11 protein-coding genes are annotated in these 11,686 nt (G+C 72.3%); 2 read left to right on the forward strand and 9 right to left on the reverse strand.

Translation table 11 applies throughout. The annotated features are described in order from the left end of the window. Positions 1 to 7: 7 nt before the first annotated feature. The 4 genes from lpdA to V8J39_RS15215 are packed head-to-tail and all read right to left on the reverse strand — an operon-like array spanning position 8 to position 5,022. Positions 8 to 1,393, reverse strand: a complete 1,386-nt coding sequence (gene lpdA, locus V8J39_RS15200) for a dihydrolipoyl dehydrogenase (RefSeq protein WP_336461777.1) — start codon at positions 1,391 to 1,393, stop codon at positions 8 to 10. A gap of 1 nt (position 1,394) precedes the next feature. Further along, positions 1,395 to 2,753 (reverse strand): dihydrolipoamide acetyltransferase family protein, encoded by a 1,359-nt coding sequence (locus V8J39_RS15205; protein WP_336461909.1) that lies wholly within the window; start codon positions 2,751 to 2,753, stop codon positions 1,395 to 1,397. A 2-nt stretch (positions 2,754 to 2,755) separates the two neighbouring features. Continuing rightward, positions 2,756 to 3,772, reverse strand: coding sequence for an alpha-ketoacid dehydrogenase subunit beta (locus tag V8J39_RS15210; RefSeq protein WP_336461778.1), 1,017 nt, complete (start codon positions 3,770 to 3,772; stop codon positions 2,756 to 2,758). Continuing rightward, positions 3,772 to 5,022 (reverse strand): thiamine pyrophosphate-dependent enzyme, encoded by a 1,251-nt coding sequence (locus tag V8J39_RS15215; protein WP_336461779.1) that lies wholly within the window; start codon positions 5,020 to 5,022, stop codon positions 3,772 to 3,774. The genes V8J39_RS15210 and V8J39_RS15215 overlap by 1 nt, the downstream gene beginning before the upstream one ends. A gap of 172 nt (positions 5,023 to 5,194) precedes the next feature. Between V8J39_RS15215 and V8J39_RS15220 the strand changes: the two genes are divergently transcribed. Further along, complete coding sequence (locus V8J39_RS15220) at positions 5,195 to 5,671, forward strand: Lrp/AsnC family transcriptional regulator (protein WP_336461780.1); 477 nt, start codon at positions 5,195 to 5,197, stop codon at positions 5,669 to 5,671. 90 nt (positions 5,672 to 5,761) lie between these two features. On the opposite strand, the gene V8J39_RS15225 is transcribed toward V8J39_RS15220, so the two are convergent. The 4 genes from V8J39_RS15225 to V8J39_RS15240 form a co-directional block, all read right to left on the reverse strand. Beyond that, on the reverse strand, positions 5,762 to 6,484 hold the full coding sequence (locus V8J39_RS15225; RefSeq protein ID WP_336461781.1) for an SDR family oxidoreductase: 723 nt from the start codon (positions 6,482 to 6,484) through the stop codon (positions 5,762 to 5,764). A 96-nt stretch (positions 6,485 to 6,580) separates the two neighbouring features. After that, positions 6,581 to 7,864: an arylsulfotransferase family protein gene (locus V8J39_RS15230; RefSeq protein ID WP_336461782.1), complete on the reverse strand. Its 1,284-nt coding sequence runs from the start codon at positions 7,862 to 7,864 to the stop codon at positions 6,581 to 6,583. Between the two features lies 1 nt (position 7,865). Beyond that, positions 7,866 to 9,374 (reverse strand): sulfotransferase, encoded by a 1,509-nt coding sequence (locus V8J39_RS15235; RefSeq protein ID WP_336461783.1) that lies wholly within the window; start codon positions 9,372 to 9,374, stop codon positions 7,866 to 7,868. Positions 9,375 to 9,376: 2 nt separating this feature from the next. Next, positions 9,377 to 9,724: a hypothetical protein gene (locus V8J39_RS15240; protein WP_336461784.1), complete on the reverse strand. Its 348-nt coding sequence runs from the start codon at positions 9,722 to 9,724 to the stop codon at positions 9,377 to 9,379. Positions 9,725 to 10,325: 601 nt separating this feature from the next. On the opposite strand from V8J39_RS15240, the gene V8J39_RS15245 reads away from it, so the two are divergent. Further along, a complete protein-coding gene (locus tag V8J39_RS15245) occupies positions 10,326 to 11,204 on the forward strand; it encodes a L,D-transpeptidase (protein WP_442902599.1) in 879 nt (292 codons plus the stop codon). Positions 11,205 to 11,296: 92 nt separating this feature from the next. Here V8J39_RS15245 and V8J39_RS15250 read toward each other — a convergent pair whose 3' ends face one another. Beyond that, entirely contained in the window at positions 11,297 to 11,638 is a 342-nt protein-coding gene (locus tag V8J39_RS15250) for a cupin domain-containing protein (RefSeq protein WP_336461785.1), read from the reverse strand. Positions 11,639 to 11,686: the final 48 nt, after the last annotated feature.

Raw genomic sequence — 11,686 nt, forward strand, 5'->3', positions numbered from 1 at the left:
CGCGCCGCTAGAGGTGCAGCCCGCGGCCCAGCGCCCGCAGGCAGGCCTCGTGCAGCGCCTCGCCCTCGGTCGGATGGGCATGGATCGTGCCCGCCACGTCCTCGAGCACCAGCGCGTTCTCCAGCACCAGCGCGAAGGCGGCGGCCAGCTCGGACAGTCCTGCGCCCACCGCCTGCAGCCCCAGCACGAGGTGATCCCCGGCGCGGGCGACGACGCGCACGAAGCCGTCCTCGCGCCCCGTGGTCAGCGCGCGGCCATTGGCGGCCAAGGGAAAGCTTGCGACCTCGACCGTCTCGCCCGCCGCCCGCGCCGCCTCGGGCGAAAGCCCGACGCTGACGATCTCGGGGTCGGTGAAGCAGACCGAGGGGATCGCGCGCCGGTCCCAGCCCAGCCGCTCGCCGGCGACCAGACCCGCCACCATCTCGCCCTGCGCCATCGCGCGATGCGCCAGCATCGGCTCGCCGGTCACGTCGCCGATCGCGTAGACCCCGCGCATCGAGGTGCGGCAGCGCTCGTCCACCCGCAGGAACGGCCCGTCCATCGCGAGGTCCAGCGACTCGAGCCCGAAGCCCGCGGTCACCGGACGCCGCCCGACCGTGACCAGCACCCGGTCGGCGGCGATCTCGTCATGGCCATCGGTCGTCCAGACCCGCAGCCCGCCCGCCGCGCCCAGCCCCTCGGCCTTGGCGCCGGTCAGCACCCGCACGCCCAGCGCCTCGAGCCGGGCCGAGACCGGGCGCGTCAGCTCGGCATCGTACTGCGGCAGGATCCGCGCGGCCGCCTCCACCACCGTGACGCTCGACCCGAGCTTGGCGAAGGCGGTGCCAAGTTCGAGCCCGATGTAGCCGCCGCCGACGACGGCAAGCCGGCGCGGCACTTCGGTCAGCGCCAGCGCTCCGGTCGACGAGATCACGCTGCCGCCGAAGGGCAGCGAGGGCACCTCGACCGGGGCCGAGCCGGTGGCGATCACGATGGTCTCGGCCTCGATCCGCAGCGGGCCATCGGCCGTGGCGACGACGGCGGACTTGCCGTCGCGCAGGGTCGCGCGGCCGGTGACGTGGCGCACCTTCGCCCGCTTCAGCAGCGTGGCGACGCCGCCGGTCAGCCGCCCGACGATCCCGTCCTTCCAGCCCGTGGTCCGCGCAAGATCGATCGCGGGCGCGCCGGCGGTGATGCCCAGCGGCCCCTGCGCCGCGGTGGCGACGCGGTGGAATTCCTCGGCGGCGTGGATCAGCGCCTTCGACGGGATGCAGCCGACGTTGAGGCAGGTGCCCCCCGGCGGCTCGGGGTCGACGATGACAGTGTCGATGCCCAGCTGTCCCGCGCGGATCGCGCAGACATAGCCGCCGGGGCCGGCGCCGATGATCAGAAGCTTGCAGGTCAGGTCCGTCATGTCAGCCGTCCACGAAGATCAGGGCCGGGGCTTCCAGAAGCGTCTTGAGCTTCTGCACGAAGACCGCGGCGTCCCAGCCGTCGATCACCCGGTGATCGAAGCTGCACGACAGGTTCATCATCTTGCGCGGCTCGAAGGCGGTGCCGGTCCAGAACGGGCGCACCGCCATCCGGTTGACGCCGACGATCGCGACCTCGGGGCGGTTGATGATCGGGGTCGAGGCGATGGCGCCGAGCGGCCCGAGCGAGGTCACGGTGATCGTCGAGCCGGTCAGCTCGTCGCGGGTGGCGCGGCCCTCGCGCGCGGCGGCCGTGACGCGGGCAAGCTCGGCCGCGCTCTCGCGCAGGCCCAGCGCCTCGACATGGCGCACCACCGGCACCATCAGCCCGCCCGGGGTCTGGGTCGCGATGCCCGCATGCACCGCGCCGAAGCGCCGGATCACCCCCGCCTCGGCGTCGTAATGCGCGTTCAGGCCGGGCTGCGCCTGCACCGCGCGGACGATGGCCTTCATCAGGAACGGCAGCAGCGTCAGCCGCTCGCCCGCCTCGGCGTTCAGCCGCGCCCGCAGATCCTCGAGCGCCTGCATGTCCACCTCCTCGACGATGGTGATGTGCGGGATCTCGCGCTTGGCCTGGGCCATGCGCTCGGCGATGCGGCGGCGCAGGCCGATCACCGGGATCTCCTCGACCGCGCCGTCGGCGGGCGCGGAGCGGGGGGCGGGCGCGCCCCCCGCCAGCCACTCGTCAAGGTCGCCGCGCGTGATCCGGCCCGCGGGGCCGGTGCCGCGCAGCTGCCGCAGGTCCACCCCGGCTTCGCGCGCGCGGGCCCGCACCGAGGGCGCGGCGAGCGGTCGCCCGCTGCCACCCCGCGGTGCCGGCACCGCCCGTCCGGACCCTGCGGATGCCTTGCCCGTGGCTGTCTCCCGCGCCGGGGCCCTGCTTGCGGCATCGGGGCGAGGTTCGGCTGCGGGCCCGGGCCCGGCATCCGCTTCGCTATCGGCTTCGGTATCGGCTTCAGGCCCGGCCTTGGTCGCGGCTTTGGTCGCGGCGGGCGGGTCGGTCGCGGCCTTGGCCGCATCCGGGGCGGTGTCGGGCGCCGCGGGCTTCATGTTGCCCGGCCCCTCGACCTCGAGCCGGATCAGCTCGGCCCCCACGGCCATCATCCGCCCCGGCGCACCGCCAAGCCACACGACCTTGCCGGTGGCGGGCGACGGGATCTCGACCGTGGCCTTGTCGGTCATCACCGCGGCCATCGGCGCGTCCTCGCGGATCACCTCGCCCTCGGCCACCAGCCATTCGACAAGCTCGGCCTCGGCGATGCCCTCGCCGATGTCGGGCAGCCGGATCGACAGGATCCCCATGCTCACGCCTCCTCCACAAGCTCGGTCAGCGCCCGCGCCACCCGTTCGGGGCCGGGGAAATAGATCCATTCGTGGACATGCGGATAGGGCGTGTCCCAGCCCGCCACCCGCCGCACCGGCGCCTCGAGGTGGTAGAAGCATTCCGCCTGCACCAGCGCCGCAAGCTCGGCCCCGAAGCCGGAGGTCAGCGTCGCCTCGTGCAGCACCAGGCAGCGCCCGGTCTTCCTGACCGAGGTCACGATCGCCTCGAGATCGAGCGGCAGCAGCGTGCGCAGGTCGATGACCTCGGCATCCACCCCCGCCGCCTCGGCGCCGGCGAGCGCGACATGCACCATCGTGCCATAGGCCAGGATCGTGACAGCCCGCCCCTCGCGCCGGACCGCGGCCTGGCCCAGGGCGACACTGTAATGCCCCTCGGCAACCTCCGATTGCGCATGGGTTTTCCAGGCCGTGACCGGCCGGTCGTGCCAGCCGTCGAACGGCCCGTTGTAAAGCCGCTTCGGTTCGAGAAAGACAACCGGGTCCGGGTCCTCGATCGCGGCGATCAGCAGGCCCTTGGCATCCTGCGGGTTCGACGGGACCACGACCTTCAGGCCGGTGACATGGGTGAACAGCGCCTCGGGCGACTGCGAATGGGTCTGGCCGCCGAAGATGCCGCCCCCCGTCGGCATCCGGATCACCATCGGGCAGGTGAACTCCCCCGCCGATCGATAGCGCAGCCGCGCGGCCTCGGACACGATCTGGTCATAGGCCGGATAGACGTAGTCGGCGAACTGGATCTCGACCACCGGCTTCAGGCCATAGGCGGCCATGCCGATCCCCGCGCCGACGATGCCGGATTCCGAGATCGGGGCATCGAAGCAGCGCGAGGGCCCGTATTTCTTCTGCAACCCGGCGGTGCAGCGGAAGACGCCGCCGAAATAGCCCACGTCCTCGCCGAAGACGACCACAGCGGGGTCGGCGGCCATCGACACGTCCATCGCGTCGCGGATCGCCTCGATCATCGTCATCCGCGGCATCAGAATCCCGCCTCCTGCCGCTGGCGCCGCAGATGCGGCGGCATCTGGGCATAGACATCCTCGAACATGTCCCGGGGGCTGGGCCGCCGTCCGGTGTGCAGCGTGCCGATCGCCTCGGCCGCCTTCTGCGCCGCGGTGACCTCGGCCAGGATCTCGGCCTCGGCCTGGGCATGACGCTCCTCGGACCACAGGCCGCGCGCGATCAGATGCGCCTTCAGCCGCACCACCGGGTCGCCCAGCGGCCAGGCCGCGCTTTCCTCGGCCGGGCGATAGGCGTTGGGATCGTCCGAGGTTGAGTGCCCGCCGGCGCGATAGGTGACGTATTCGACCACCGTCGGCCCCAGGTTCGCCCGCGCCCGCGCCACCGCCCAGTCGGCCACCGCCCGCACCGCGAGATAGTCGTTGCCGTCCACCCGCAGCGCCGGGATGCCGAAGCCCAGCCCCCGCGCCGCGAAGGTGCCCGCGCCGCCCCGCGCGATGCCCTGGAAGGTCGAGATCGCCCATTGATTGTTGACGATGTTCAGCACAACCGGCGCCTTGTAGGTCGAGGCGAAGACCAGCGCGGCGTGAAAGTCGCTTTCCGCCGTCGAGCCGTCGCCGATCCAGCCGGCCGATATCTTGCGATCGCCCGAGATCGCCGAGGCCATGCCCCAGCCCACCGCCTGCAGGAACTGCGTCGCGAGATTGCCCGAAACGGTGAAGAACCCGTGCGGCTTCGACGAATACAGCACCGGCAGCTGCCGCCCGCGCAGCCGGTCACCGTCGTTGGAATAGACCTGGTGCATCATCTCGGACAGCGGATAGCCGCCCGCGATCAGCAGCCCCGCCTGCCGGTAGGTCGGAAAGTTCATGTCGCCAGGCGACAGCGCGCGGGCGAAGGCGCAGCTGATCGCCTCCTCGCCCAGGTGCTGCATGTAGAAACTGGTCTTCTGCTGGCGCTGCGCCGTCATCATCCGCGCGTCGTAGATCCTGAGCAGCATCATGTGGCGCAGGCCCGTCAGCAGCTCGTCGTCGGGCAGCGCCAGCGCCTCGGCCCAGGGGCCGACGGCCGCGCCGTCGCGGTTCAGCACCCGGATGATGGTGAAGGCGAGGTCGCGCATCGCCTCGGGCTCTTCATCCACCGCCGGGCGGCGCACGGTGCCCGCGCGCGGGATCGGCACGCCCGAGAAATCGGGCTGGCCGCCGGGGCGCACCGCCGGTTCCGGAACGGTCAGGCTGAGCGGGGCAATGCGGGGGTCGCTGTCGGCCACCTTCGGTCTCCTCCCATGGCCGGGTCCGGGGCGCCTCCTCAAACGCCCGGGTCGGACCCGTTGGCACCAGCCTCGCAGAGACGCCACGGAATGTCCTGCCGATCCTTGAGCGCAGGGCCAAGCTGGCAGAAGCTTCTTCCGGGGATTGTCCAAGCCGGCGAAAGGATCGTTCGTGGAGAGCGAGAGCCACCGACTCGACCGCATCGACCGGCGGATCCTGCGCGAGCTGCAGCGCGACGGGCGCCAGAGCAACGCCCAGCTGGCCGAGGCGGTGGGCCTGACCCCCAGCCCCTGCTGGCAGCGCACGCGGCGGCTGGAGACGCTGGGTTTCATCCGCGGCTATGCCGCGCTTCTGGACCAGCGGCTGCTGGGCGCGGCCGAGACCGTGATCCTCGAGATCGCGCTGGATCACCACGACGACGCGGCGCTCGAGGCGTTCGGGCGGGCGATGGTGGCGATCCCCGAGGTGCTGGAGGTCTGGCTGACCACCGGGGAATACGACTATTTCCTGAAGGTCGCGGTGAACGGCACCGCGGGCTACGAGGAATTCCTGCGCACGAAGCTGTACCGCGTGCCAGGGATCCGGCACTCGCGGTCCAGCTTCACGCTGCGCTGTCTCAAGCAGACGAGCGCGGCGGTCCCGGACTAGCCCGGTTCGCGCGTCGCTCGCCCCGTTCGCCGCCGTCGGACGGCGCGGCGCCGACGGGGCCGACGAGGGCCGACGGGGGCCCGGATCACGTCACAGGTTGCGGATGTCGGTGGCGATCGTCTCTCCGAAGCCGGGCGAGAGCAGGTGCGCCGCGATCTTCGCCCCCGCCGCCGCGGGCGAGGCGAGCGCGCCGTCCTCCTTCAGCGCGACGAAGCGCGCGCGCGAGGTGAAGCGCGCCTCGGGCGTGGCGCGGATCGTGCCCTGCATGTCGGTGTCGACGACGCCGGGGGCGAGGCTTTCGATCCGCACCTCCGGCAGGGCATCGGCCAGCACGCAGGCGGCGTGGTGATCGAGCGCGGCCTTGGTCGCGCAATAGACCGACCAGCCGGCATAGGCGTTGCGCGCCGCGCCCGACGAGATGTGGCAGATCCGCAGCGGCGTCGCACCGGCGCGCGCGGCGATCACCGCCTCGGCCAGCATCAGCGGCGCCGCGACGTTCAGCGCGACCGCCGTCGCGACCGCGCCCGGCGCGTTGCTGCCCGCGGGCCCGATCGGGTCGACCATGCCCGCGTTGTTCACAAGCACGACCTCGCCCGCCCCCGCGAGAAAGTCCGACAGCGCCCCCGAGCCGAGCCAGTCCGCGAGCGCGGCGCTGTCGGATAGGTCCAGCGCCACTTCCTTCAGCCCCGCCGCCCCCGAGGCGCGGCGCGAGATCGCGAGAACCTCGGCGCCGGCGGCGGCAAGCTCGGCGGCGATCGCCGCGCCAAGGCCGCGGCTGTGTCCTGTGACGATGGCTTTCAGCGGGGCGGACATGGGCAGTCTCCTCTCGGGGTGTCGGCATCGGCGCGTCGCGGGCGAGACTAGCGATGCCCCGCCCGGGCACAAGCCACGGCCTGCCCCGCCGCGCCGTCACAGCTTCTGCAGGTGGCCCGCCGCCGCCGTCACCTCGCCGCAGCGCGGCAGGCCATCCGTGAAGAAATCGGGGGCGACGTGGCGCGCCTCGGTGACGATCAGGTTCTGGTTCTCGTCCCAGCCCATGTCGCGTTCCCACACCAGCTGGCCGTCGGGGGTGATCTCGAACACCCGGCCATGCTGGGCCTCGGTGATCAGGATGTTGCCGCCGGGCAGCGTCTGGTGCTTGCCGCGCTGCCAGCTGTAGAACGGCAGCGCCTCGGACCCCGCGAAGATCACCCTGACCGCGTCGGTCTTCGGATCGACCGACAGGATCCGCGACCGGCCCGAGCCGGAATGGTTGTCGTAGACGCTGATCGTGCCGTCGGGTTCGAAATCGGGGTCGTGCTGCTTGAGCCAAGGGCCGTGCTTGTACCACTTGAAGGCGCCGGTCTCGCGGTCCGCCACCGCGATCATGTTGATCTCGCGCAGCGAGACCAGCAGATCGCCCGCCGCGAACTGCGGGAAGGCCGCCGCCATCTCGGGGCTCAGCGCCTCGACATCGTTGGCGTGGAACGGGTCGCTTTCGTAGACGAGGGGCTTCTCGCCGTATTGCACGAAGCTGCGGATGCCGATGATCCCCTCCTGCCCCCCGCCCGCGGCGATCATGTCGTCGACGCTGACAAGGTCGCTGACCGCGCCGGTGTCGCGGTCGACGTGCACCGCCATGTTGCCGCGCCAGCTGAGCAGGTTGCCGTCGGTGTCGCGGCTGATGACGTGGTGGAACTCGCCCAACGTCGACCACATCGGCGCGCCGCAGGCATCGAAGCGCGCGATGGCGTTGCCGCCGTCGAAGGTCGCGATGAGCGAGCCGTCGGGCTCGACCTCCATGCCGTGGAGCATGGTGTTGAGCGGGTTCGGCCCCTCGGGGTCGGCCTTCGCGTAATCAATGGGCCATTCGTGCACGGTCCGGCCCCGGTCGTCGAAGAGGGTGACGGTGAAGGGCGAGCGGTCCTGGTCGCGCGACAGCCCCGCGACGAGCGTGTAGCCCGGCGTGACCCGGTCGGGCATCGCCACGGTGAAGCGCTCGGCCTCGCCGGGCTTGCGCGCGGGCACGAGGTGGCGCGTGGGCTCTAGCCCGACGTCGTTCTTCCAGTTCGCGCGCAGGTCGTCGATCGTGTCCAGCGCCAGCGTGACCTGCGGGTTGGGGAACCAGTCGTTGCGCGCGGCGACGACGCCGTAGCCGGTCGCCAGCACCGCGACCGAGGCCGCGAACAGCACGAGGGGGGCTTTGTCGGACATCTCAGGCCTCCGGGGTGATGCGGCTGCGGGCGCGCAGCGCGCGGTGGATGTCGCGCACCCGCGCGACCAGCCGCGGATCGGCCTCGGCGGGCAGCGCCACCGGGCGCGGCGCGCGGAAGCGGTGCGCAAGCGACACCAGCCCCGCGGGCGCGGCCAGCCCCACCGCCCGCGCCAGGCCCGGCAGGTGGCGGCGCGGCTCGGCCGAAAGCGCGTCGTGGTCAAGGAAGACCGCGTCGTGATCGGCCGTGGCCAGCACCCCCTCGTAGACATCGGCCCAGTAGCGCAGCCAGAAGTCGGGGTGGTCGGCCTCGTCGCCCTGCGGCGGGGCGCCGTCGAACAGGATCGGGCGCAGCGCGGCGCCGAATTCGAAATGCCCGATCCCCTCCATGTAGCGCCGCCCGAACGGCTCGGCCGCGTGCAGCCGGGTGAAGCGCGCGTGCTGGCGCATCAGCGAGCGGACATGGGCGACCGGGTCGCGCACCGGGATCACGACGGTCGCGTCCGGGCAGATCCGGCGCAGATAGCCCAGCCGGGTGATCGAGGCATTGTTCTTGGCCAGATAGCGCAGGGCGCCGGGGCGGGTGGCGACGATCTTGGCGCGGTAGAGCGCGAAGAACTCCTCGAACGCCGGGTTGCACGCGTCGGCGGCCCAGGGACGGATGTGGTCGGGGGCGTAATGGTCCTTCCAAAAGGCGAGCCAGGCCATCTCCTCGAAGGCCTCGGGGCTGTCGAAGCCGACGGTCAGCCCGTCGCCATGGGCGCGCTCGACCTCGGCCGCGGCCTTGCGGTGGCCGCGCGTCATCTCGGACCACATCAGCGGCGCCAGCGCGAAGGGCATCTGGCGATAGGTCGCGGCGGCGAAGTCGGGCTGGCGCGCCAGCACGTCCAGCAGGATCGTGGTGCCCGCACGGGCAAGCGAGGTCACGAAGACCGGGCGGCGCGCGGTCTCGGGGTCGATGCGGTCGGCGAAGCGCTGGGTCTCGACCCGCGCCAGCGCCTTCTGCAGCCCCGGCGCCGAGAAGGCGAGCCGGTGCAGCGCCCGGTCCATGGCGCCGTAGGGAACGTCGTCGGGCCGCGCCTTGGCCACGGGCCGCGCCCTGTCACGGGCCCTGTCACGGACCCTCGGGGCGACGCCGCGGCGGGGCATCGCCAGCCACAGCGCGACCGCGATCACCGTCGAGGCCACGAGGAAGACCCCGTTCGATGCAAGCGCCACCGCCTCGTCAAGCGTGTAGAGCCCCAGCCCCGCCCCGGCCCAGACGATCGCTCCCGCGATCACCAGCGCCGCGAGGCCGATGCCGCCGATGCGGAAGAAGCCCAGGAACAGCCGCCCGGCGGCGGCCTTCATCGCCGCCTCCTTCTCGTCGTCGCCAAGGTCGGGCGACGACATGGTGGCACCGGCCCGCCGCGCGGTCGCGACGAGGCCGGACCCGACCTCTTCGGCGCGCATCATCTTCAGGGAGGTCACGAAGGCGATCAGGCTCAGGCCGAGTGCAACCAGCGTCGCCATGCTCAGTGCCCCCGCGGGGCGCTGGCGGCGGGCTGGTCGTGCGGGGGGCGCGCGACGGGGCCGGGCGCGACGGGGCCGGGCGCGACGGGGCCGGGCGCGGCGCGGCCGCGGCGCAGCAGGCGCTTGACCGGGTACCACACGAAGCCCACCAGCGCAAAGAACACCGCCCCGATCAGCGCGAGGATCGTGCCGATCGCGGTCAGCCCGGCGCCGGGGCCGACATAGGCATGGGCGGCGCCGGGCATCAGCGCCAGCACGGCGACGGCAGCGGCGGCGGCGGGCACGAGCGCCCGGGGAATGCGGTGAGGGACGCGGGTGGGGGACAGGGTCGAAACAGCCTTGGTCGTCATGGTCGTCACTCCTCAAGGGGGCCCGCGGGGGCCGGAACCGGGACGGCCGCGCCCGAAGCGGCGCGGGGTCGACAGACGTCTGGCCGGTCGCGGGGGGCGGGTTGCGCAACATGCTTCCCCGACGACCCGGCTGTGCGACACCTATGTTCTCCCGGGGCGAAGGTTCCTGGTGAATTTCCCGCTCCGGCGGAAAGCCGCGCCGGGCATCGGCGGGTCGGCAGGGATCGGCCCGCGGCGCGCGCCAAATCCCCCCGGTCAATGGCCGGTCGCGGAAATTCCCGTCACGATGCTGCGAGCGCGAGGGACGCGGCGCCGGCGCGCGGCGTCCGAATCCCGGCAAGCCCCAGTGCGCGAAAGGCGAAGCCGGCCCGCGCGAGCCGGCGGCGCTGGCGCGCAGGCCCGCCGCCGCGCCGTGCGCCCGCAGGATTCCTGCATCGGCGGAACTTCATTTTCCGCGCCGTGGAACTGCAAGGGGTTGACGGGCCTTTCGCCCATGTCCTGATAGGGCGTCGCCCGCCCGCTTGCCGGCACGGGACCTTCTGCGGTTCCCTGCCGGACCTCGCCGGCGGCGCCTGTTAACGAACCAACGAGGTATTCCGAGGTGATCCTGCTGCACACCCGCACGAAGATGGCGGTCGCTGCCCTTTCCCTGCTCGCCCTGGCCGCCTGTGGCGGCGGCGCCGTCAACGACGCCGCGCCCCGGCCCGCAGGCCCCCCGCCCGAAGTCGTGGCGCGCTACCAGGCGGTGCCCGACGGCGACTATGTCATCCCCGCGGTGAACACCGGCTACCTCAACGCGGCGACCGTACGGGCCGAAGTGCCCTACAACGGTCCCGACAGCCCCGGCACCATCGTCGTCGATCCCTATGCCCGCGTGCTCTACCACGTGGAAGAGGGCGGCATGGCCACGCGCTACGGCATCGCCGTCGGCCGCGAGGGCAAGGGCTTCTCGGGCGCGGCGGTGATCAACCGCAAGGCCGAGTGGCCGCGCTGGACGCCGACCGCGAACATGGTGCGCACCGAACCCGAGGTCTACGGCCCGGTGAAGGACGGCCTGCCCGGCGGGCTCGAGAACCCGCTCGGGGCGCGCGCGCTCTATCTCTACCGCGGCGGGCGCGACACCTATTACCGGATCCACGGCACCAACAACGCCTCGACGATCGGGCGCGCCACCTCGGCGGGCTGCATCCGGCTGTACAACCAGGATATCCTCGACCTCTACAGCCGCACCGATCTGGGCACGCCGGTGAAGGTCCGCACCCCCGACGAGTCGCTGGCGCTGGAAGGCGAGATGGTCGAGGGGCCGGACGGGCTGATGATCCCGATGGCCTCGCTCTCGCCCGAAGTGCAGAGCCAGATCCGCATGGGCCAGACCCCCTGGGCGCCGTTCTTCGCCGGCAGCTCGGTCAGCGGCTCGAACTCGCTGGGCTCGGAAGCCGCGCTGAACGCGCAGGGCATCTACGACCAGCCGCCGAGCTGATCTGCCGGGCTGATCCAGACGGGGGCCACCGGCCCGCGCATCGGACAGGGGCGGCGACCGCGGTCGCCGCCCTTTTTCGCGTCCCCGACGCCTCAGGCGCGGATGACGAAATCCTTCAGCGTCGTCTCGATGCAGGTCCAGGTGCCCTTGAAGCCGGGACGGATGATGACGCTGGTCCCGGCCGACAGGCGCGTCTCGACCCCGTCCTCGTCGGTCAGGATCGACAGGCCGGAATGGACGTGGATGAATTCCCACTCGGTGAAGTTCACGCGCCAGGTGCCGGGCGTCGTCTGCCACATGCCGCTCCAGAAATCGTCGCGCTCCTCGGCCAGCCAGGTGGTGTGCACCGGGTCGCCGTCAAGCACGCGCTCGGCCTCGGGGCGGTCGACTTCGGGCACCAGGGTCGAGCGGTCGATGATCTGGATGGGCTGCATGGGCGGGTCCTTCACGGCAGGGATCGGGGCGGGCGCGGCCGCCGGCCG

Origin of the sequence: Frigidibacter sp. MR17.24 (assembly GCF_037095655.1) — a bacterium.
Classification (GTDB): domain Bacteria; phylum Pseudomonadota; class Alphaproteobacteria; order Rhodobacterales; family Rhodobacteraceae; genus Frigidibacter.